Annotated in this window: 27 protein-coding genes; 25 read left to right on the plus strand and 2 right to left on the minus strand. The window is 45.2% G+C overall.

Annotated features, from left to right (window positions below):
• The first annotated feature begins 95 nt into the window (after positions 1-95).
• The 13 genes from pstB to KNO69_RS04905 all read left to right on the plus strand — a co-directional run bounded on the left by pstB (position 96) and on the right by KNO69_RS04905 (position 12,950).
• Complete coding sequence (gene pstB / locus KNO69_RS04845) at positions 96-857, plus strand: phosphate ABC transporter ATP-binding protein PstB (RefSeq protein ID WP_224862754.1); 762 nt, start codon at positions 96-98, stop codon at positions 855-857.
• 16 nt (positions 858-873) lie between these two features.
• Positions 874-1,536 (plus strand): phosphate signaling complex protein PhoU, encoded by a 663-nt coding sequence (gene phoU / locus KNO69_RS04850; RefSeq protein WP_012726611.1) that lies wholly within the window; start codon positions 874-876, stop codon positions 1,534-1,536.
• A gap of 114 nt (positions 1,537-1,650) precedes the next feature.
• Positions 1,651-2,400 (plus strand): DUF4912 domain-containing protein, encoded by a 750-nt coding sequence (locus tag KNO69_RS04855; protein ID WP_214816376.1) that lies wholly within the window; start codon positions 1,651-1,653, stop codon positions 2,398-2,400.
• A 15-nt stretch (positions 2,401-2,415) separates the two neighbouring features.
• Complete coding sequence (locus KNO69_RS04860; protein ID WP_214816379.1) at positions 2,416-4,617, plus strand: 1,4-alpha-glucan branching protein domain-containing protein; 2,202 nt, start codon at positions 2,416-2,418, stop codon at positions 4,615-4,617.
• An 84-nt stretch (positions 4,618-4,701) separates the two neighbouring features.
• Entirely contained in the window at positions 4,702-4,866 is a 165-nt protein-coding gene (rpmG, locus tag KNO69_RS04865) for a 50S ribosomal protein L33 (protein ID WP_255313299.1), read from the plus strand.
• 54 nt (positions 4,867-4,920) lie between these two features.
• Entirely contained in the window at positions 4,921-5,475 is a 555-nt protein-coding gene (locus tag KNO69_RS04870) for a 5-formyltetrahydrofolate cyclo-ligase (RefSeq protein WP_214816382.1), read from the plus strand.
• On the plus strand, positions 5,454-6,224 hold the full coding sequence (locus KNO69_RS04875) for a DUF92 domain-containing protein (protein ID WP_214816386.1): 771 nt from the start codon (positions 5,454-5,456) through the stop codon (positions 6,222-6,224). The genes KNO69_RS04870 and KNO69_RS04875 overlap by 22 nt, the downstream gene beginning before the upstream one ends.
• A gap of 169 nt (positions 6,225-6,393) precedes the next feature.
• Positions 6,394-7,350 (plus strand): L-lactate dehydrogenase, encoded by a 957-nt coding sequence (locus tag KNO69_RS04880; protein ID WP_214816389.1) that lies wholly within the window; start codon positions 6,394-6,396, stop codon positions 7,348-7,350.
• Between the two features lie 123 nt (positions 7,351-7,473).
• Entirely contained in the window at positions 7,474-8,526 is a 1,053-nt protein-coding gene (locus KNO69_RS04885; RefSeq protein WP_078147124.1) for a rhomboid family intramembrane serine protease, read from the plus strand.
• Between the two features lie 12 nt (positions 8,527-8,538).
• On the plus strand, positions 8,539-9,561 hold the full coding sequence (locus tag KNO69_RS04890; RefSeq protein WP_214816392.1) for a M42 family metallopeptidase: 1,023 nt from the start codon (positions 8,539-8,541) through the stop codon (positions 9,559-9,561).
• Complete coding sequence (locus KNO69_RS04895; protein ID WP_214816395.1) at positions 9,558-9,752, plus strand: YqgQ family protein; 195 nt, start codon at positions 9,558-9,560, stop codon at positions 9,750-9,752. The genes KNO69_RS04890 and KNO69_RS04895 overlap by 4 nt, the downstream gene beginning before the upstream one ends.
• Before the next feature lie 93 nt (positions 9,753-9,845).
• Positions 9,846-10,808 carry an ROK family glucokinase gene (locus KNO69_RS04900; protein ID WP_214733626.1) on the plus strand — a complete coding sequence of 321 codons (963 nt, stop codon included), beginning with the start codon at positions 9,846-9,848 and terminating at the stop codon, positions 10,806-10,808.
• A gap of 225 nt (positions 10,809-11,033) precedes the next feature.
• Positions 11,034-12,950, plus strand: coding sequence for an LTA synthase family protein (locus KNO69_RS04905; RefSeq protein WP_214816398.1), 1,917 nt, complete (start codon positions 11,034-11,036; stop codon positions 12,948-12,950).
• A 116-nt stretch (positions 12,951-13,066) separates the two neighbouring features.
• On the opposite strand, the gene KNO69_RS04910 is transcribed toward KNO69_RS04905, so the two are convergent.
• Positions 13,067-13,246: a DUF2759 domain-containing protein gene (locus tag KNO69_RS04910; RefSeq protein WP_214816402.1), complete on the minus strand. Its 180-nt coding sequence runs from the start codon at positions 13,244-13,246 to the stop codon at positions 13,067-13,069.
• Positions 13,247-13,403: 157 nt separating this feature from the next.
• Between KNO69_RS04910 and KNO69_RS04915 the strand changes: the two genes are divergently transcribed.
• A complete protein-coding gene (locus KNO69_RS04915; protein ID WP_214816405.1) occupies positions 13,404-14,021 on the plus strand; it encodes an MBL fold metallo-hydrolase in 618 nt (205 codons plus the stop codon).
• Between the two features lie 32 nt (positions 14,022-14,053).
• On the opposite strand, the gene KNO69_RS04920 is transcribed toward KNO69_RS04915, so the two are convergent.
• Positions 14,054-14,317, minus strand: a complete 264-nt coding sequence (locus KNO69_RS04920) for a DUF2626 domain-containing protein (RefSeq protein ID WP_012726597.1) — start codon at positions 14,315-14,317, stop codon at positions 14,054-14,056.
• Positions 14,318-14,566: 249 nt separating this feature from the next.
• Here KNO69_RS04920 and KNO69_RS04925 point away from each other — a divergent pair, with 249 nt between their 5' ends.
• The 11 genes from KNO69_RS04925 to gcvT all read left to right on the plus strand — a co-directional run bounded on the left by KNO69_RS04925 (position 14,567) and on the right by gcvT (position 20,480).
• Positions 14,567-14,953, plus strand: coding sequence for a Spx/MgsR family RNA polymerase-binding regulatory protein (locus KNO69_RS04925; protein WP_214816408.1), 387 nt, complete (start codon positions 14,567-14,569; stop codon positions 14,951-14,953).
• Positions 14,954-15,011: 58 nt separating this feature from the next.
• Positions 15,012-15,818, plus strand: coding sequence for an ATPase, T2SS/T4P/T4SS family (locus KNO69_RS04930; protein WP_214816411.1), 807 nt, complete (start codon positions 15,012-15,014; stop codon positions 15,816-15,818).
• The gene (locus tag KNO69_RS04935) at positions 15,800-16,777 is read left to right on the plus strand and encodes a type II secretion system F family protein (RefSeq protein ID WP_214816414.1); all 978 of its coding nucleotides are present in this window, start codon (positions 15,800-15,802) and stop codon (positions 16,775-16,777) included. Before KNO69_RS04930 ends, KNO69_RS04935 begins: the two co-directional genes overlap by 19 nt.
• Positions 16,778-16,792: 15 nt before the next feature.
• Positions 16,793-17,095 (plus strand): prepilin-type N-terminal cleavage/methylation domain-containing protein, encoded by a 303-nt coding sequence (locus KNO69_RS04940; RefSeq protein WP_074036684.1) that lies wholly within the window; start codon positions 16,793-16,795, stop codon positions 17,093-17,095.
• A gap of 92 nt (positions 17,096-17,187) precedes the next feature.
• Positions 17,188-17,523: a prepilin-type cleavage/methylation domain-containing protein gene (locus KNO69_RS04945; RefSeq protein WP_251124861.1), complete on the plus strand. Its 336-nt coding sequence runs from the start codon at positions 17,188-17,190 to the stop codon at positions 17,521-17,523.
• Positions 17,510-17,746, plus strand: a complete 237-nt coding sequence (locus KNO69_RS04950; protein ID WP_074036688.1) for a hypothetical protein — start codon at positions 17,510-17,512, stop codon at positions 17,744-17,746. The genes KNO69_RS04945 and KNO69_RS04950 overlap by 14 nt, the downstream gene beginning before the upstream one ends.
• A 13-nt stretch (positions 17,747-17,759) precedes the next feature.
• Complete coding sequence (locus tag KNO69_RS04955) at positions 17,760-18,176, plus strand: hypothetical protein (RefSeq protein WP_074036689.1); 417 nt, start codon at positions 17,760-17,762, stop codon at positions 18,174-18,176.
• Positions 18,140-18,439 (plus strand): hypothetical protein, encoded by a 300-nt coding sequence (locus tag KNO69_RS04960; RefSeq protein WP_214816420.1) that lies wholly within the window; start codon positions 18,140-18,142, stop codon positions 18,437-18,439. The genes KNO69_RS04955 and KNO69_RS04960 overlap by 37 nt, the downstream gene beginning before the upstream one ends.
• Positions 18,432-18,920, plus strand: coding sequence for a shikimate kinase (locus KNO69_RS04965; protein ID WP_214816423.1), 489 nt, complete (start codon positions 18,432-18,434; stop codon positions 18,918-18,920). The genes KNO69_RS04960 and KNO69_RS04965 overlap by 8 nt, the downstream gene beginning before the upstream one ends.
• Complete coding sequence (locus KNO69_RS04970; RefSeq protein WP_214816426.1) at positions 18,917-19,255, plus strand: hypothetical protein; 339 nt, start codon at positions 18,917-18,919, stop codon at positions 19,253-19,255. Before KNO69_RS04965 ends, KNO69_RS04970 begins: the two co-directional genes overlap by 4 nt.
• Before the next feature lie 148 nt (positions 19,256-19,403).
• Positions 19,404-20,480: a glycine cleavage system aminomethyltransferase GcvT gene (gcvT, locus tag KNO69_RS04975; RefSeq protein WP_214816429.1), complete on the plus strand. Its 1,077-nt coding sequence runs from the start codon at positions 19,404-19,406 to the stop codon at positions 20,478-20,480.
• The last annotated feature ends 9 nt before the right edge of the window (positions 20,481-20,489 follow it).

Here is a 20,489-nt window from a genome sequence, read left to right on the forward strand (position 1 = left end):
GAATGAGGAGGAAGCTCGAGATGATGAAACAACAAGAGCTCAACAAAGGAGATCAAAACGTGAATACAACTACGACAGAACCGACAACGACTGAGATGAAAAAAGATAGCGCCTATGTCGTCAACAATTTGAACTTGTGGTATGGAGAAGACCAGGCTTTGATTGACGTCAACCTCGATATTAAAAAGAATGAAGTCACGGCAATCATTGGGCCATCTGGGTGCGGGAAATCGACGTTCATTAAGACTCTAAACCGTATGGTCGAACTCGTTCCATCGGTTCGGACGAACGGTGAAATCTTGTATCATGGTCGTAACATCTTCGACCGTGGATATAAAGTAGAAGACTTGCGTACGTCGGTCGGGATGGTATTTCAACAACCGAACCCGTTCCCAAAATCGGTCTATGACAACGTGGCATACGGACCGCGGACGCACGGAATCAAAAATAAGAAAGTACTCGATGAAATTGTCGAGCGTTCATTACGTGGTGCAGCAATCTGGGATGAAGTAAAAGATCGATTGAATGAGAATGCGTACGGACTTTCAGGCGGACAACAACAACGTCTCTGTATCGCGCGTACGTTAGCGATTGAGCCGGATGTCATCTTAATGGATGAGCCGACATCAGCCCTTGACCCGATCTCTACACTCAAAGTGGAAGAATTGGTACAAGAGTTGAAAGAACAATATTCAATCATCATCGTGACACATAACATGCAACAAGCTGCCCGTGTTTCGGATAAAACAGCATTCTTCTTAAATGGAGAAGTTGTCGAGTTCGATGTTACAGATAAGATTTTCTCGAATCCATCTGACAAACGGACGGAAGACTATATTTCTGGCCGTTTCGGTTAAGGAGGAGACTGGATTGATGGCACAAAACCGCACATTTTTTGATACGAAGTTAACTGAATTAGAAGATAAAGTTGTTCGATTGGCAAACTTGACGATGCGCCAAACGGCGACGGCAATCGAAGTGTTGGAAAAACATGATCTCGAATTGGCTAAAACCGTGATTGATAACGATAACGAGTTAGACGAGTTGGAGTTGACAATCAATGACGAAGCGATTCTATTGATTGCAAAACAGCAACCAGTCGCGACTGACTTACGACGTCTGATTGTGACGATGAAATCAGCGACAGATCTTGAACGCATTGCGGACTATGCGACAAACATCGCAAAAGCAGTGACACGAATCGAGCACGTTCCTTATGTACTTGACATCCAACCGCTCAAGAAGATGGCCGAACAGTTGATTGACATGCTTGAACTGGCGACACGTGCCTATCGTAAAGGTGAAGTGAGCCGTGTTCGTGAACTCAATGAGATGGACCGCGTGATTGATGACATCAATCTAACGGTGATTAAACAATATATCGGTTCTCTTCCGGCCATGACGGTTGGGACGAACGATGTATACGAATTCTCGAACATTGCTCGATACCTCGAACGGATGGGCGATCATGTGACGAACTTCGGAGAACATTTAATTTTCCTCGAAAAAGGGAAACATTATGATTTGAATCAATAAGATTAGTGGTAAAGAACAACAGTGCTGTTGTTCTTTATTTTTTTGGGCAGGAATACAAACTCAAGGAGCGAATAATAGTCTACATGGATTTTACATGAAGGGAGCCATATAGAGATGGAAGAGAAAATCGTATCCTTGAAACAACAAGGTCTTACGTTAAAACAGATTGCGGCAGAATTAGACGTCCCGATTGGCAAAGTCCAATACGCATGGCGTAAATGGAGAAATCAGCAACAGGAAGTGGAGGCGGTTGCCCCTGTGAAAAAAAAGCGTGAAACGAAGAAAGCGAAGACGTCGGTGACGACCTCACGCAAACAAGTGGCATCAGCGAAAGAGACGGCCAACGTGTCGACTTCTCCACTTCTTGAAAAGGGTCCGGAAGGATACTGGAAGCTACCCGATCGGTACAACGTGGACTTTATGCATGCGGTCGTACAGTCTCCAAACTCAGTGTATGTATGCTGGGAAGTATCTGATCTCGTGAAAGAAACGTTAGCGCTTCAATTTATGCGACGCTGGGAAGAATTGCCGAAGGCGTTTCGCATCCTTGATGTTACGTTACTTGATTACAATAGCGGTCACGCAAACCGCTCCTATACATTCGATCTTCCTGAAATGACGAACAGCTGGTTCGTTCGCCCTCTCGACCCGAATACGACATATGTGTTTGAATTTGGGATTCGGACGATGGAAGGGGAGTTTCTCCCAATCGTCGCATCAAATCCGCTTGATACGCCGCGGGCAGAACCAGTAGGAGTCGGACGATTCGCAGAACCGGTCCGACGTTGGCAATACGGGGAAGTTGATTCTCCAGAACTACTTGATACGTTACCAAAATATGCAGCATACCGACTCGTGCGTTAAGGAGGACTTTTTATTATGAAACCTGGGTACTTTTCACTCGTCCTTCATGCTCATTTACCGTACGTTAGGCATGAAGAGAAACACCGTTTAGAAGAAAGATGGGTTTACGAGGCCATCTCTGAGACATATCTTCCGATTCTATGGCAAGTCGATCGCTTGAAGCGTCCCTTGCATTGGACGGTTAGTATTTCCCCTCCTGTCGTTGAAATGCTTGCCGATCCTCTCATTCAGGATCGCTATGTGGAGCACTTAGACGATATGCTCGAATTGATTACCCTCGAATTGTCTGAGGACCGAACAGACAAAGAAACAGCGACGTTACATTTTTATCGTCAACGATACCACGATTTAAAAAATACGTTCCTCCATTGGAATAAAAATTTGAATGAGGCGTTCCGTACATATCGTGAGGCAGGTTATATTGACATGGTGACATGTACGGCAACCCATGGCTTTAATCCACATCTCTTCACGGAACAGGCGGCGCGTGCTGAGATTCGCACAGGTTTGAACTGTTTCGAACGTCATTATGGGTTCCGTCCAACAGGCATCTGGTTACCAGAGTGTGCTTATACACCAGGAGTTGATCGGATTCTTTATGAAGAAGGAATTCGCTACACATTTGTCGATGAACATGCTCTTCTCGACGCAGATCCGACGCCAGAGAAAGGAATTGGAGCCCCTGTTTATTCACCACATGGCGTCGCGTTGTTCCCTCGGGATCAAATCATCTCAGGTAAAATTTGGAGTTCGATGATCGGATATCCAGGCCATCCGGATTATCGTGAGTTTTACCGCGATTTGGCATACGATCGGGACTGGGACTATATCCAGTCCTTCATGCATCCGGAAGGAATTCGTTTTGATACGGGTTTAAAAATGCACCGGATTACGGGTGATACGGATCAAAAGGATTTCTACGTGCGCGAATGGGCGGAACATCAAATTGAAAACCATGCGACCGATTTTGCCAAAACGTTAGAGTCACATCTTGAAGCGCACGGTGCTCAGACATTCCCACCATTTTTAGTCACGGCTCCGTTCGATGCGGAGTTGTTCGGTCACTGGTGGTTTGAGGGGCCAGAGTTTCTTGGGAAAGTAGCAGAGAGACTTGCTGAATTTGGAATTGAAACCATCACGCCAGCGCTCTTCCTTGAACGTCACTTTAAAGATTTACAGACGGTCCACGTGTCGATGAATACATGGGGACGTAAAGGTTATGGTGAAGTTTGGATTAACGAAAGAAATGAGTGGATGCTTCGTCATTTGCACATGATGGAGATGCAACTCGTAAAAGATGTGGCGGACTATCGTAATCAATCGGAAGCGACGAATCGCGCCTTGAAACAATTAATCCGTCATTACGTATTGGCTGTGTCGAGTGACTGGGCGTTCATCTTGGATGGGCAAACGACGGCGCAATATGCCGCCGAACGGTTCCGTGAACACACACGACTCTTTGCAGAACTTGAAACGGCACTCTATCAGGATGGAGTATCGGAGCAGTTGCTACATGATCATTATGCTGCATATCCATTCCTTCAAGACGAAGACATCGATATTGATTCGTTCTTATCTCCTCACGATTACTATGTGACAATCGAGCGCGAAGATGAAAAATCAGCTATTTTAGTACTCACGCCTGAATATCACGGTCATATCGTAGGGGGACTCGGAAGACGGGTCGTCGATGAAATCGAGGCGAGAGCGGACGATGGCGAAGTCGTCTATGTATTAACGCCATATCATGACGAGTTGCCTGAGTATGAACGTCAAGGAAACATACATGTGTATCGTGTTCGGCCAACTAGCCCATTTTTAGAGCATGTTATGAACCAGGTGGCTACACAAAATATCGCCTACGTAAAACTAGTACATGAACTTTCGAAACGTGTTTCCTTCAAAGTGATTCATCACTTCGATTGGATGACAATTCCTGCTGCAAGAGAACTTGCGCAATCCCTTGCGATTCCGTTATACTCAACTATGTTGTCCTTTGAAGCGACTCGCAATCCGCATGGTCACGGTGGTTTGTTCGATGCAATCCATCGAATCGAAAACAGCGTGTTTTCTGCATCAGAACGCGTTTATGTCGGTGAAGAGATCTCGATTCACGACCTGAAACAATGGTATAACGTGAGTGAGAACGTCAACACATGCCTACCTCTTGAGACTTCTCCGTATGGACAGGAATCAATGAAAAAGAACGTGAAATAACCTTGCTTTTTCACAAGAAACTTGGTAGGATAATTGAGTATGCTTAGACTGTAAAGCAAAAGCACTTGATACAACATCATTAAGATGGGAGTGAAAGAAATGCGCGTTAAAATTACATTAGCTTGCACAGAAACAGGCGATCGCACGTACATCACGAAGAAAAACAAACGTAACAACCCTGAGCGCCTCGAGTTGCGCAAATACAACCCACGTCTCCGTCGTCACACGCTTTACCGCGAAGTGAAGTAATGAGGGACCGGCCGTCACATATGTGGCGGCTTTTTTTGTAAGGAGGAATACGTTGTGGAAGAGAAAACAGCGCTGCGGCGCACGATTCATCAATACATCAAACAAATGGCGGATCGACATCATGCGGACGAAGTCATTCACCAATCATTATTTGCCACGGACTTATGGATTGAAAGTCAAACAATCGCGCTAACGTTGTCACTCCCTCTAGAAATTGATACGTCCCCGATTATTCATATGGCCTTTAAAGAAGGAAAAACGGTCTGCGTCCCGAAAGTAACGGAGCGGGGACTTACGTTTCACATCATTCATTCATTTGATGATTTGGAAGAGGGAGTCATGAATATTTTAGAGCCGACCACTCCAGCGACTACGCAAGTGATCGACCTTTGTCTTGTTCCGGGGCGTGTTTTCGATCGAACCGGTTATCGCATCGGTTGGGGTGGGGGCTATTATGATCGCTATTTAAAAACCTATAAAGGTAGAACACTTGCTTTGGCATATACCGTTCAGATTGTCGATCAAGTACCAACTGAGCCGCACGACCTACCCGTTCAATGGATCGTGACAGAGAAGGAGATGATTCAGTGTTCGCCATATTCGCTGTAACTTGTTTCGTCGCCTATCTCGGTTATCGGTTACGCTCGTTGACTCGTTCTGGGGCACTGTTGACGATAGTGACCGGTTCGGTGATTGGATTCTCCTTCGGATGGTTCGGTCTATACTTGCTTGGGGTGTTTTTTTCGACTTCTTCTCTCGCTTCGAAATATCGCTCTCGCGATAAAGAAGGAGTAGATGAGATTGTCGAGAAGACGGGGGCTCGTGATGCCATGCAAGTGTTGGCTAACGGTGGGATCGGGATTTTATGTGCACTCGGTTATCAGTTTACAAATGATCCGGTCTACCTCTATATGTATGTCGTGTCCATCGCGGCAGCGACGAGCGATACGTGGGGATCTGAATTTGGTGTCCTCTCGAAGCGGAAACCTCGGTTCATGTTTACCTTTAAGCGAGTCGAACCGGGAACGAGTGGGGCCGTCTCGACATTCGGTACCGTCATGTCGATGTTTGGTGCATTGTTGATTGTCATATCCTCTCTTGTTTTCATTGACTTAAGCATCACGCTTCTTCTTTTATTATGGGTGATTGGATTAACTGGTAGTATGATTGATACGCTACTTGGTGCGACCGTCCAACGAACGTTTCGTTGTGCTGTTTGTGGAAAGTTGACCGAGCAAAAAATACATCACGACGTGCCGACGAGTTACGTGTCGGGATGGCGTTTTCTCGGAAATGATGCGGTTAATTTTCTTTCGGTTTGTGGGGCAACGATGATTTGTTTTTTTGTGTTTGGATGAGGGTAGTACAGAAAATGAAGGTGTTCCAAACGAATGTGAATATTGTCACAATATCGCCAAAGTGAAAACGGTTTCCGCTGTAGTTAGAGTTTGTGAATGATGTTACAATCTATTTGTAACAGAGATAACAAAAACATGAAACAGATTGTTTGAAGGGTGGAGAATCATTATGGAAACATTAAATCATGCTAAAGTAACACGAGTCGCACTTGTAGGGGCAGGGGCAGTAGGTGCGAGTTTTGCTTACCAGTTGACGACAGCTAGTCTATGTGAAGAACTTGTCATCATCGATATTAATAAAGCCAAGGCAGAAGGAGAAGCGATGGACTTGAACCATGGGGTTTCATTCGCTTCATCACCAATGCGCGTCTGGGCAGGGGACTATTCGGATTGTGGCGTCGCTGACATCGTAGTCATCACGGCTGGCGCACCACAGCGTCCAGGTGAAACACGTCTTGATCTCGTTGAAAAAAATGCGAAGATCATGAAATCTATGATTTCAGAGATCATGGACTCTGGTTTTGACGGAATTATCATTATTGCTTCAAACCCGGTCGACATCATGACACATCTCGCATGGAAATATTCTGGTCTTCCGAAACATCGTGTCTTTGGTTCAGGAACAGTGCTTGATACGTCTCGCTTGCGTTACATGCTCGGAGACTATTTCAACGTCGACCCGCGTAACTGTCACGCCTACATTATGGGTGAGCATGGTGATACTGAGTTTGCTGCCTGGAGCAACGCTCGTATATATGGAAAATCGGTCGAGCAACTACTTGAAGAGCATGATGAGTACAGCTGGGAAGACCTTGAAGACATCTATGTCAACGTTCGTGACGCAGCATATCATATCATTGAACGTAAAGGTGCGACGTACTATGCGATTGGACTCGGTCTCCTTCGGTTGGTCAAGGCTGTCCTTCGTAACGAGAACACGTTGTTGACAGTCGGTGCCCATCTTGATGGTGAGTATGGATTGCACGATATCCATATCGGTGTACCAGCAATCATCAACCGTCAAGGCGTTCGTGAAGTCGTTGAGATTGAGTTGTCACAAGAAGAGCATGAGAAAATGCAACATTCTGCGAACGTACTCATGAAAACGATGGAACCTGTCTTGTAATCTCCATCCTTTGGAAACCCGTAGCCATTTGGTTACGGGTTTTTATACATATAGAACGAATCATCGTTTGGTCGTGGGTCGTGTCGTGATTTACAATAGAATTGAGAGAGAGGAGGGGTTTCGTTGGCGACAACTTGTTTTTGGGAAGATATTTATCGAAAGGTCGAAAACGGTGGGCGAATTGAAGGCATACTCGAACCCTCCCGTGCGGTCATCTTATTCGATACGAAAGCAGGTGATCGGTATGATTTGTTCATTCAGACTGAAAAAGCATGGGCGAATCACGTTGGGATGGATATACACGCGATTTTGAACGCATTTCGCTTATCTCGCATCGGGCGGAAACGATTGACCATTCATGTTTATGGTGAGCGTCTCGTGGATGAAGAGCGTGTAGACTCGTTGACGTTTCAAATCCCTGCGAAAGTGACATTGTCCCGTTCGATTTGCACACCGACTATGGAAGAAGACCGGTTCCGACTGCTAGCGGTCTCCCTCGACCGGAAAAAGAAAGCGGATCTGAAGAAACGATTTTCCTTCGGAAAACCACAAGTGGTGTATGGGCTACTGTTCGTCACCTTTTTAGTCATGTGGTTAGCCGAATCGGTCGGTTCGACGCTTGATCCAAACACGTTGGTCGCATTCGGGGCCAAAGTGAACCCGTTGATTGAACAAGGGGAATGGTGGCGTTTGATTACACCGATGTTCCTGCATATCGGTTGGTTCCACTTTGCGATTAATATGTTTGCACTTTGGTCGCTCGGTCCGCTCGTCGAACGGATGTACGGCTCCATACGATTTTTAATCATCTACCTGCTCAGTGGAATATTAGCGACATCCGCATCGTTTGCATTCAGCGAATCGATATCAGCAGGCGCTTCAGGGGCGCTATTTGGATTGGTCGGTGCGCTCTTGTACTTTGGGTTGCGGGATCGTTCTCTCTTCATGAAGACGCTCGGACCTCCGCTCTTTATTATGTTAGGATTAAACGTAGGACTTGCGTTTGTATTAGGTGCAGGTCTTGACCATTTCGCGCATGCGGGAGGTCTGATTGGTGGTTTTGTCGTCTCGGGGGTCGTCGGGCTACCGGATGAGAAGAACCGTATACAACGAATCTTATTTTCCGTACTCACCATCTCGATGTTTGGACTATTCGTCGGGTACGGATTTTGGTAAGGGGAGAATTCAATGATTGAAACATTAAAAACACTCGTTAACATCCCGAGTCCTTCCGGGATGACGGAAGAGGCCATCCGCTTCGCGGAGCAAGAATTGAATGCACTGGGTGTCAAGACGTCACGTCTACATAAAGGGGCACTGCTGGCCACATTTTCAGGTCGTTCTGGCAAGGCGCGTCTGTTGACGGCACACGTGGACACACTCGGTGCGATGGTCAAAGACATCTTGCCGAGCGGGCGTCTTCGTTTGACTCAAGTGGGAGGATACGCATGGACGGCGATTGAGGGAGAGAACTGCCTCGTCCACCGTGAAGAAGGAGAGGCGATTGAAGGAACGATCTTGATCCATCAGTCAAGTGTTCACGTCTATAAGGACACGAACTCTGCCGAGCGATCTGCATCAAACATCGAAGTCCGATTGGATGAAAAAGTGCATTCTCGTGAAGATGTGACGGCGCTTGGGATTGAGATCGGGGACTTCGTTTCATTCGACCCTCGCTTTCAAGTGACCTCTTCAGGATACGTGAAATCACGCCACTTGGATGATAAGGCGTCGGTCGCCATTCTATTGGACCTTGCGAAAGACTTAATCCGTTATGACTTACCGCATACCGTTCACTTCTTGATCTCGAATTATGAAGAGGTCGGATTTGGAGGGAACGCGGGTATTCCGAAAGACGTCGTGGAATACATTGCCGTTGATATGGGTGCGCTCGGGGATGGACAGCATTCCGATGAGTATACAGTCTCGATTTGTGCCAAGGATTCATCTGGACCGTATGATATCGGGTTACGACGGAAGTTCACGGCGTTATGTAAAGCTCATGAGATCGCGTATAAGGTAGATATTTATCCGTACTATGGGTCAGATGCGTCAGCGGCGATTCGAGCAGGGTATGATGTGCGACATGCCTTGATTGGGCCAGGAATCGAATCGAGCCATAGTTATGAGCGAACGCATCTGTCATCAATGGAAGCAACGCGAGAATTGTTAAATCGTTATGTACAATCGACGATGGAGGAAGAAGCATGAAAAACTTTTATGATGTCCAACAGTTTTTAAAATCGTTCGGTACCATTATTTACATCGGAGAACGGGATGCTGAAATCTCACTCATGATGATGGAACTCGACGAATTGTATGAAGGGGGCATCATCGAACAACGTGTGTACGATACGGCCAAAATCATTTTGACCCACGAATTAAAAAATTCAACGAATTGACAGAAATCCCCTTAGTGCAAAGGGTTGCACTAAGGGGATAATAGTGTACACTATTCAATGAAAGCGATTTAGGTGAGATGAGGAGTGAACGGTATGAAATGGTTATTAGGTATCGACATCGGTGGTACGACGGTGAAGATGGCCGTTTTAGACATGAACGGCATCATTTCGGATAAGTGGGAAGTCAAAACGGATATTCGAGAGAATGGTGTACATATTCCAAAAGACATCGCAGCTTCTTTTGAAACATACTTACAAACATCAGGTAAGAAGAAAGAAGATTTTGCGGGTGCGGGAATCGGGGCACCAGGATTCGTCGACTTCTCAGAAGGAGTTGTCGAATATTCTCCGAACATCGGGTGGAAAGATTTTGCACTCGTGAGTGAGTTCGAAAAAGCAGTCGGTCTTCCGGCCGTGCTCGAAAATGATGCGAACGCCGCGGCCCTTGGTGAGATGTGGAAAGGTGCCGGCGAAGGGGCGTCAGAATTATTGGCGATCACGCTCGGTACAGGTGTCGGTGGTGGCGTGATCACGAACGGGAATATCGTTCATGGGACGGCAGGAATGGCCGGAGAAATCGGGCATATCACCGTGGAACGAGACGAGACGAAAGCTGTGAAGTGTGGTTGCGGTCGCCTCGGGTGTATCGAGACGATTGCTTCAGCGACCGGCATCTCACGTCTAGCATTACAGAAGCGTAAGAATCAGGATACTTCATTAAACGAGTTGAAAGAAGTGACTGCACGTGACGTGTTTGAAGCATATAAAGCCGGTGACTCGATCGCGACAGAAGTTATTGAAGAAATGACGGAATACCTCGGCTTGACCATCTCGAACATCGCGAACACGCTCAACCCGAAAATGATTGTCATCGGTGGGGGTGTCTCAAAAGCTGGCGACGCGTTATTGGAGCCGCTTGATGCACAGTTCAAACGGTTTGCGCTCGAGCGCGTTTACGAGTCGACAACATTCAAAATCGCTGAACTTGAAAACGATGCCGGTGTGATTGGATGTGCGTGGCTGGCACGGAAACACTTCCTTCCGACACGAGTATGAAACGGACGCGTCTGCACATTGCAGGCGTGTTTTTTTGTGGGAAAGGGTATGGGATATTGTAAAATTTGTAACGTCACAGTTGATTTTTTATTAAAAAAGGGGTAAGATTTGGACTTGATACTGGACGTGTACTATTCAATCCGAATTGTACAATGAATGAACAAATATAAATAAAGAATGGCAACTAAAACATGCCGAAAACTGAAAAGAGGAGGAGACCGTCAGATGAATTCATCTCAACGCTTTTCGAAGCTATCGACGAGACTGAACGACACGGTCCGCGCTTCGTTTCAAGAATATCGTCTATTTTGGATTTTTACGTTATTGCTTTGGACGAAGACGTATATCGTCTATCAATTTTTCTTCAACATTCCGATTGAAAATACCGCACAAGCTTTTATCTTACTGATTAGCCCGATCAGTTCGACACTATTCTTGTTTGCCTTCCATTTCTTCTTTAAAGGAAACAAACAAAAATGGGTGCTCTACACGCTCTATGCGATCGCATCGTTTATCTTGTTTGCGGACGCCGTGTATTATCGGGAATTCACGGACTATTTGACAATGCCTGTCATCATGCAACCATCGAACATGGAGACGTTATCGACATCATTCACTTCGCTTCTTGAATGGAAAGATTTAATCATTCTTGGTGACGTGTTTGTCCTTCCGTTTATCTTATGGCGAATGAACATGAAAGAGAATGTAGCTTCACATCGACGTGCGCTCGTCACATTCGTTGTAGCGGTCTCTGTCTTCTTGTTCAACCTTTCGCTAGCAGAAACGGAACGACCTGAATTGTTGACTCGTTCATTTGACCGTGAGCTGTTGGTGAAAAACATTGGAACATTTAACTTCCATGTGTATGATGCCATGCTCCAAACGAAAACATCGGCTCAAAAAGCGATGGCGGATGAATCAGAACTCGCAACGATTGAGCAATTCACCCGTCAAAACTATGCGGCGCCGAATCCGGATTTATTCGGAAAATATAAAGGGAAAAATGTCATCGTGGTTTCATTCGAATCGGCGCAGAATTTTACTCACAACATGAAGGCGCCGAATGGAGAGTTCATCACGCCGAACTTGAACAAACTGATTGAAGAATCTCACTACTGGCCGAACTACTACCATACAGTCGGTCAAGGGAAGACTTCTGATGCTGAGTTCGCACTCGATAACTCACTATATGGACTCCCGCGTGGTGCTGTATACTTTACGAACGCCGATAACGAATATCAAGCGCTCCCTGAGTTGGTCAAGGACGAAAATTATTACTCAGCCGTGTTCCATGCGAATAACAAATCGTTCTGGAACCGCGATCAAATGTACAAAAATATTGGGGTCGATCAATTCTTTGATGAAAAGAGTTATGACCTCGGGAATCCTGAAGATATGACAGAATGGGGTCTCTTAGATGATAGCTTCTTCGAGCAATCCATTCCAATGCTTCAAGAATTGCCTGAACCATACTACGCGAAGTTCATCACATTGACGAACCACTTCCCGTACACGATGCCAAGTGAAGACTATGAGCTTGTACCAAAATTTGAGACGAGCTCAACTACGTTGAACAACTTCCCGCAAGCACTAGCTTATCAGGATTACGCACTCGGTCTCTTCATCGACCAGTTGAAAGAGAATGGAATGTGGGAAGATACAATCTTTGTCGTCTACGGTGACCATTATGGTATTTCGACGAACCACAACAGTGCGATGGCAGAGCTACTTGGGAAAGATGAGTTGACACCATTCGACGTGGCGAAATTGCAACAAGTTCCGTTTGCCATTCACTTGCCTGACCAGAAAGAAGGGGAAGTTCATGAAACGATCGGTAGTCATGTAGACATGAAGCCGACCATCCTGCACTTACTCGGAATCGACACGTCAGATACGATTGGATTCGGAAACGACTTATTCTCTGAAAATCGAAACAGCCGCGCGATTTTCCGCGACGGAACGGTCGTGACGGATGAATATGTTTGGACACAGTCGACATGTTATAACGCGACTTCTGGTGAAGTAGTCGAAGATACGTCGTTATGTGGTCCGATGACGGAAGAAGCGGAAAAAATCTTGCAAATGAACGATGATTTGATTTACTCCGACTTACTCCGTTTCAAAGAACAAACTGAAGAATAATGAGTACGGACCAAGTCACATAGTGATTTGGTCCGTTTTATGTAACAGAGGAATGAACGTAAAAAAAGGCATAAAAAAAGCGACCGAAGTCGCTTGATGATTGCATATGCGAATCATTAACCTGGAATTCCACCGTAGATCAACGTGGCGACACCAAAGAATCCGAATACGAGTACAGTTAAACCTGCAAAAACGAGCGGAAAGAATTGGCGTTTTTGGAATGAACGAAGCATTCCCCAAATAGCCACAATCGCGACGAAGACGGAAATCCATCCGAACGGTTCATACAAATGCATGACGAGTTCCCCCTTTAATTATACGTCATGAAATTCATAAAAATTTCACTGAAATATCATTATTATTTTATCCGATTATAGAGTCGCTGTCGAGCAAAGGTTGACATCGAAACAATTTTGCCACAATATTGTTTTGAATAAGAAGGGGATGAATGCTATGCAAATCAAAAAGATTACGTCTGGCTTGGCACAAGAGAACGGCTATGTGATTGAAAAAGGCGGCACTGTCGTCGTCATTGACCCCGGAACGGATGACCCGAGGTTCTTCGATACAATCGAACGTTTCGGTACACTTTCAGCAATCTTGTTGACTCATGCACATTTCGATCATATCGGAGGAATCGATGCGCTCCGTGAACGTTACCAGGTACCAGTCTATGTACACCGCTTAGAAGCGGATTGGCTGACAGATGGAGAAAAGAATGGCGCTTCTGCGTTCAACTTGCCGATACCGTCGATGAAACCGGCAGAAAAAACCTACGAAGGTAATGTATTAGAAATTGGGAACATCGTATTTCGAATCTATCATACGCCGGGTCATTCCCCAGGGAGTGTCGTATTGTATATGGATGATGAAAGAATCGCCTTTTGTGGTGACTTGATCTTTAAGCAATCCGTCGGACGAACAGACCTGTTCGGTGGAGACCAGTCGACATTAATGGGGTCCATCGATCGGATGAAGCAGCTCCTTTCCGATGAGACGACGTTATACTCGGGGCACGGTCCTATGACGACGCTAGAAGAAGAAAAGCGGACAAATCCGTTCCTCACATAAAAAAAGATTGTCTCCGGCGAGACAATCTTTTTTTACATTTGGAAGTTGCTCCAATACGTAAAGACAACGAAGAAAATTGTCAAATACGCGCCGAAGACATATACATACGTTTTTTCAGTTAGTTTTAAGTAACCAAGAGCGACGAAGAAAATCGTTTGTGCTAAGAAGACAAGTCCCATAACGATAAAGTCGCCAGTATGTTCACTACTACTTTGGTCGCCGCCTAGTGCGCCTACGAAAGCAAGTGCCGCTACTAGTCCAGTCCAAAAGCCTAGGACACGAAACATTCTTGCCATGTTAATCCCCCCATACGTGCATTATTCCATTCTCATTCACTATTTTACCAACACATTCGAAAAAATGCTATGGAAACGTGATAATTGAGCAAAATAATCGTGAAAAATATGTGAAATCATTTCGGTAAATAAAGTTGTACAAAACTTATAAAAAAGTTGCACAAAACATGTACAAACGGGGTATAGAGATGTATAATCAACTTATACAAAATGAGCGAAGTGAAAGTTGAATGAGGGAGGAACATAAAAATGGCATCAGAACTAATGTTTTACACGTATCCAAGCTGTACTTCTTGTCGGAAGACGAAAGCGTTTTTACAAGAACAAGAACTTCAAGTGAGTGAGCGTCACATTTTCAGAGATGCACCAACAGTTGACGAATTGTTGCAGCTCCTTGCTATCAGTGAGGAAGGAGTCGACTCTCTCCTTGCGACGCGAAGCCAGGCCTTCAAGCAACTCGATGTTGACGTGGAGGATTTGAAATTAAGTGAGCTTCTGAAGCTGATGAGCGAAAATCCAAAGCTTTTGAAACGTCCGATTTTAACTGATGGAAAAGAAGTGATTGTCGGATATGACAAGGTCTCAATCGAAACATATGCTCGTCGCCACAACACTTCAGCGGTTCAAGTTTCATAAAACAAGTCCACTTTCAACATAGTGGGCTTTTTTTTATGCTTGTCTCGAGGTGAACGATATGAAGGAACTCATTGAAGATCTAGTAGATGGAGCACGTCAAATCGGTGCGAGTGATCTTCATTTTATACCCGATGCAAACCAAGTAAAGGTTCAAGTTCGCTCTGCTAGTAAGCTTGCTGCACTTCAATCGATGGATGTCGAGCTGTATGATCGACTTACACTTCATATGCGATATTGGTGTTCACTACCTGAATCTAATCAACGTATTCCACAATCGGGTGTCTATGAATTGAATCAGGATGTCATCCGGGTGACCTTTCTCCCGTCGTTCGCCCAGACGTCAATGTCTTGGCGCATTCCCCATGACACGTTTGAACTCCAGCATCTGTTACGATCACACGATGTAGAACGATTTCAGAAAGTGGTGGCATCACATCATGGTCTTTTCTTTATAGGGGGTTCTACCGGAGCGGGCAAGACGACGGTACTGTATGCCCTTTTAAATCAGCTGAAGCATGAGCGGATTGTGACGATTGAAAACCCTCCTGAACAAATGGTCGATGGTGTCATTCAGTTGGAAGTGAATGCTAAAGCTGGACTTAGCCATCGAAACTTGTTGAAAGAGACGCTTCGTGCCGACCCAGATATTATCGTGATTGGTGAGGTGCGGACAGATGAAGAATTGATGGTCGCATACGATGCCGCGCTCAGTGGTCATTTGACGATTACAACCTTTCATACCGCATCGATTCAAGATGGAGAAAAGCGGCTGACACAACTTCTTGGTATGGCGACCGTGGAAAGACATTGGTGTGTACTGACTCGAAATCAGGAGGTGACTTGCGAATGGTCAACGTTCCGATAATCCCATCGATTCGAATGATTCATCGTTTTCTCCGTCTACAATCACGAGGTGTGTCATTGAAGGTGACCATGGAGACGCTTGAACTTCATGAGAAGGGAAAAATGAAAGACTGTATTCGAGAGATGAGGATTCGTCTAGAAGCGGGTGTGAGTTTGTCTGAAGTATTTTCCATCTTGATCACGAATCGGCAGATGCAAGAGATTTTACATACGGCGGACCGCAACGGACGATTCATGGATGGATTGTCGCAAGTGGCGATGGTGCTCGAGATGCGACAACGGTTAAAGCAGGAGTTGCGGAGGCTAATTCGCTATCCGTTGATTATCTTCTTCATCCTACTTGCATTAGGCATGATTTATGCCTTATACATTTTCCCGAAATTAATGGGGATGGTAGATGTCTCGTCGCATGGCGGTGTGGGGTCGATTCTATTGTCGAATTGGTTCTTTCCTGTACTGTTTTCTATATTCGTGGCAATCGCGGTTCTCATATATGGATTCCATCGTCGAGGAGTAGAGCTCCCTTCTTACGTATGGAGACGTGGGAAAACACTCTATATGACCTATGTGTTTGTAAGTGAGTTGTCCTTGCTCCAACATACTGAAACGAATATTAGGCAGATTATCAGTCGGCTAGCCGAGGAAGAGGGGGAAATGGCAGAGATGGCCAAGCGAATTCACCATCGCATGTCTGAAGGTGAAGGGATTGAAGCGGCGACGAGGTGTGAACCGTTTATCGATCATGAGGTCGTGAGTCTATTAGGTGTGGGTTCGATGAGTGGGGAACTCGGTAAATTGATGTCTCTTCATCGAGATCTAGTATTCGAAGAGATGGAGCAATATAGTCGGGGTTTGATTGAGAAAATTGAACCGTCTTTATACGGCATCCTCAGTGTCATGATTGGTGTTCTTTTTTACACACTCTATTTACCGGTCAAACTCATTATGGCTCAATTGTGAAAGGAGAAAGATGAAATGAAGGAAGAGCGTGGGTTCACATTAGTTGAGATGGCGGCAGTATTACTCATTATATCAGTTCTTCTCTTGTTACTTGTCCCTTCTTTGTCGGACGGGAAATCTCGTGCTGACCAAGTGAGTTGCGAAGGTAGCGTTCGAATCGTTGAATCTGAAATCAATTTGCATTACGCGGAACATAAAGCCTATCCTGAAACGTTAGAAGTGATTAAGCGTGCGTCGGCTGCAGACCCACTCGTTTATAGTTGTCAATCCTCCGCCTATACGTATTCACCGACTGACGGCTCCTTAAAAAAACAATGAAAGGCTACACCTTGGTCGAAATGACATGGGTACTTCTCGTATTGTCGTTCTTAGTATTGATGAGTGCACCGATTACGAGACCGTTCGAACGAATGGAACTCTACAATTTTACGGATTCATTGGTAGCGAATATTCAAGAAGCTGGGCAATTTCCCTATATTTCAGAAGAGGGAGATTGTGTGCCGCGATTGATTTGGATTTCCAAACAACAAACTTATCTGATTGTGTGTGGGCGAGAGGTAGTCAGGGAGGTTGATGTTCCTGATGGTGTGGATGTATATCTTCCGACGTACAACACTTTGACCTTTTCACAAGCGACAGCTTCTTATGCGGGACAATGGAAATTCGTCAGTGGAAAGACATCGGTGACGCTCAAATTTCGAATCGGGACTTATGAACCGGAGGTGATTATTCGTGAAAGTGGATGAATCGGGTTTCTCATTATGGGAGCTAAGTGTTAGTCTTGCGGTCGTCATGGGGTGGATTTTCATTCTGACATCATTTGTCATGCAGGGGAACGAACGAATCCAACGGTTGAGTGATACGCTGTTCATCTATGAACGATTACAAGGAGAGGTTCTGCTTGAAGCCACTGAACCGACAGGGCGTGAGCAAGTGTGTGAGAAAGGATTTTGTCTGCCGACATTATGAAAAAGGCTTTACGATGATTGAAATGACGTTCGTTTTGCTGATCCTTCCCATGTTTCTTTTTCTTTTAGTGGAACTGCTCACGCTCGGTCAACATCTTTATGAACAGCCTAAATGGAATCATCATACGACACCTCAACTGATTGTGCGCCGTCTGATGGATAGCGAGAACTGTCGTGTTGACGAAGGACGATTACGGGGTGATTTCGTCAAATCGGATGAGGAGCGATGGTCATGGACGATCAAACAAGTAAATGGCAATTTGGTTATGGTCGGAGATGGAGGAGGAAACTTACTCTTTTTAAGAGGAATCGACCAGTATCATGTCGAAACGGTCGGAAAGGGATTTCGAATCTCATGGAAAGATTCATCGTTCAGAAGAGAGCGGCATGTCATGTGCATGAAGCAGGCTTCTTTCTCGTCATCACCTTGACCATTGTTGTTTGGTTACTCGGCGCCGCGTTATTTTGGTATACTGATGTGGAACGAACGACGAGGCGACTGTCAGAGGAAATCTTAGCGATTCGTTTTGAATCGCATTTGTTACTGGCGAAGGAGCGTTGCGCTGAACGACCGTTAACGTTGCATAAACAGACGGGAACTCTGACGTGTCGTCCGATTGCACCTAATCGTACTGAAGTGGACATTGTGTTAACATCCGGCGAACGGCATAAAGAGGTGATGGTTTATGAATGATAATCCGTTTTATATCGTGGGGTTTATGGGTACAGGTAAATCTACCTTATTCTCGTTTCTAAAAGAATATGGGGAGGTCATCGATCTTGATTTAGTCATTGAGTCCATGACTGGAATGGATATCACTACATATTTTGACCGTTTTGGTGAGTCTGCGTTTCGTGATGTTGAATCAACAGTACTGAAACAAGTCACTGCTGACTATATCCTGACCGGTGGCGGAGTGGTGGAGCGCTCTGAAAATATACGTTGGATGCGAGAACGTGGTACGATGATCCATTTAAATCTTCCGTTCGACATGTGTTGGGAACGAATCAAAGATTCTGCGCGACCACTTGTTAAAAAAGGACGGGGGGATGTTCAGACGTTGTTTCAACGACGCGATCGATTATATCGAACAGCGAGTGTATCCATCGATGCATCTCAACCGCCTGAAGACATCGCCAAGCAAATCATCCGTATAAAGGGGGAAAAAGTATGATCTGGATTAATTTCGCCATCATCGTATTTTCATTAATCGGACTTGGGATATACGGTTATCTCTTGTTCAAAAACAAAATGAAACCAGAATTTGGTCGTTTGAATCGTCTGACGGAACGTTTTAAAATTCGGGCGGATGTGATTGGTCAACAGGTCAATGAAATTAAAGGACACGTGGATGCGATCAATCGATCTGTTACTCAAATAAAAGAGTTTGGGGTCAATGCGAAGAATGAATCGATTGAATTGAAGCAAGCCGCCGTTGAGCTAACTCATGAAATCAAACGGACAGCGGGAATTGAACGTTCTGACGTTTCCACCGAGTCGAAAATATGAAATAATGAGGATGAAAACGTTTTCGTTTTTCATCCTTTTTCTTTTTCGCTTTTTTACCTATGCAGAAGGAATAAAAATTGTTAAAGTGGAATGGAAAACGAAAGATTTCAAAAACAAAAGCATTTTATGTTCGGGATTGGGGGATATTATGGAAAAGGTTACTTTGGAACGTACGCCTTTGTTCGATTTGATCGAACCGAAGGCGAAGATGGTTGATTTTGCGGGATTTGAAATGCCGATTATGTTCTCTTCGATTAAAGAAGAGCATTTGGCTGTACGTCAAAACGTGGGGATGTTTGATGTATCTCACATGGGAGAAATTCGAATCGAAGGGCCGGATGCGCTTGAGCAAGTTCAAAACTTGGTGACGAATGATATCTCGAAAATTAAAGTTGGTCAAGCCCAGTATAACCTTCTCTGTCTTGAAGGCGGTGGTGTGGTGGACGATTTGCTTGTCTATCGATTAGATGAGGACGCTTATTGGCTCGTCGTCAATGCTTCAAATATTGAAAAGGACGAAGCCCACATTCGTCGATACGTCAAGGGTGACGTGGTTGTGACAAATGAATCTGATGAATATGGTCAGATTGCGATTCAAGGACCGAATGCACAAACCGTACTTCAAACTATCACAAATGTGGTACTCGACGAAATCGGATTCTTCAAATTCATGAATGGGGACGTTGCGGGTGTGCCATCGATCATCTCTAGAAGTGGTTATACTGGGGAAGATGGTTTCGAGATTTATGCTCGAGCAGAAGCGATTTCTGCCATTTGGGAAGCGCTTGAAACCGAGGGTGTTACCCCATGTGGGCTGGGCGCACGCGATACATTACGTTTCGAAGCGTGCTTGCCGCTTTACGGTCATGAGTTAGATGAGTCGGTCACGCCATTCGAAGCGAATCTCAATTTTGCCGTCAAGCTAGATACTGACTTTGTTGGTAAGGAAGCACTCGTCACTCAAAAAGAGAATATTCCGAATCGATTGATCGGATTGAAATTGCTCGGTCGTGGGATTGCCCGCCAAGGGGCGCAAGTTGAATTGGATGGGAATGTAATCGGCGTTGTCACGACCGGTACGATGCCTCCGACTGTAAATGAATCAATCGCATGGGCACGAGTCGATGCACGTTACAAAGATGAAGATCGTTTTGTCATCGACATCCGTGGCAAAAAGATTGAAGCCGAACGCGTACCGACACCTTTCTATAAACGAACGAAATGAAACAGGGGG

Origin of the sequence: Exiguobacterium sp. s131 (genome assembly GCF_018617345.1) — a bacterium.
In the GTDB taxonomy this organism is placed as follows: domain Bacteria; phylum Bacillota; class Bacilli; order Exiguobacteriales; family Exiguobacteriaceae; genus Exiguobacterium; species Exiguobacterium profundum.

What these genes read in the sequence shown, in the direction of transcription:
- pstB (WP_224862754.1), top strand. Translation starts at nt 96, where the DNA reads ATGAAAAAAGATAGCGCCTATGTCGTCAACAATTTGAACTTGTGGTAT.
- phoU (WP_012726611.1), top strand. Translation starts at nt 874, where the DNA reads ATGGCACAAAACCGCACATTTTTTGATACGAAGTTAACTGAATTAGAA.
- KNO69_RS04855 (WP_214816376.1), top strand. Translation starts at nt 1,651, where the DNA reads ATGGAAGAGAAAATCGTATCCTTGAAACAACAAGGTCTTACGTTAAAA.
- KNO69_RS04860 (WP_214816379.1), top strand. Translation starts at nt 2,416, where the DNA reads ATGAAACCTGGGTACTTTTCACTCGTCCTTCATGCTCATTTACCGTAC.
- rpmG (WP_255313299.1), top strand. Translation starts at nt 4,702, where the DNA reads ATGGGAGTGAAAGAAATGCGCGTTAAAATTACATTAGCTTGCACAGAA.
- KNO69_RS04880 (WP_214816389.1), top strand. Translation starts at nt 6,394, where the DNA reads ATGGAAACATTAAATCATGCTAAAGTAACACGAGTCGCACTTGTAGGG.
- KNO69_RS04890 (WP_214816392.1), top strand. Translation starts at nt 8,539, where the DNA reads ATGATTGAAACATTAAAAACACTCGTTAACATCCCGAGTCCTTCCGGG.
- KNO69_RS04895 (WP_214816395.1), top strand. Translation starts at nt 9,558, where the DNA reads ATGAAAAACTTTTATGATGTCCAACAGTTTTTAAAATCGTTCGGTACC.
- KNO69_RS04900 (WP_214733626.1), top strand. Translation starts at nt 9,846, where the DNA reads ATGAAATGGTTATTAGGTATCGACATCGGTGGTACGACGGTGAAGATG.
- KNO69_RS04905 (WP_214816398.1), top strand. Translation starts at nt 11,034, where the DNA reads ATGAATTCATCTCAACGCTTTTCGAAGCTATCGACGAGACTGAACGAC.
- KNO69_RS04910 (WP_214816402.1), bottom strand. Translation starts at nt 13,246, where the DNA reads ATGCATTTGTATGAACCGTTCGGATGGATTTCCGTCTTCGTCGCGATT.
- KNO69_RS04915 (WP_214816405.1), top strand. Translation starts at nt 13,404, where the DNA reads ATGCAAATCAAAAAGATTACGTCTGGCTTGGCACAAGAGAACGGCTAT.
- KNO69_RS04920 (WP_012726597.1), bottom strand. Translation starts at nt 14,317, where the DNA reads ATGGCAAGAATGTTTCGTGTCCTAGGCTTTTGGACTGGACTAGTAGCG.
- KNO69_RS04925 (WP_214816408.1), top strand. Translation starts at nt 14,567, where the DNA reads ATGGCATCAGAACTAATGTTTTACACGTATCCAAGCTGTACTTCTTGT.
- KNO69_RS04930 (WP_214816411.1), top strand. Translation starts at nt 15,012, where the DNA reads ATGAAGGAACTCATTGAAGATCTAGTAGATGGAGCACGTCAAATCGGT.
- KNO69_RS04935 (WP_214816414.1), top strand. Translation starts at nt 15,800, where the DNA reads ATGGTCAACGTTCCGATAATCCCATCGATTCGAATGATTCATCGTTTT.
- KNO69_RS04940 (WP_074036684.1), top strand. Translation starts at nt 16,793, where the DNA reads ATGAAGGAAGAGCGTGGGTTCACATTAGTTGAGATGGCGGCAGTATTA.
- KNO69_RS04945 (WP_251124861.1), top strand. Translation starts at nt 17,188, where the DNA reads ATGGAACTCTACAATTTTACGGATTCATTGGTAGCGAATATTCAAGAA.
- KNO69_RS04955 (WP_074036689.1), top strand. Translation starts at nt 17,760, where the DNA reads ATGATTGAAATGACGTTCGTTTTGCTGATCCTTCCCATGTTTCTTTTT.
- KNO69_RS04965 (WP_214816423.1), top strand. Translation starts at nt 18,432, where the DNA reads ATGAATGATAATCCGTTTTATATCGTGGGGTTTATGGGTACAGGTAAA.
- KNO69_RS04970 (WP_214816426.1), top strand. Translation starts at nt 18,917, where the DNA reads ATGATCTGGATTAATTTCGCCATCATCGTATTTTCATTAATCGGACTT.
- gcvT (WP_214816429.1), top strand. Translation starts at nt 19,404, where the DNA reads ATGGAAAAGGTTACTTTGGAACGTACGCCTTTGTTCGATTTGATCGAA.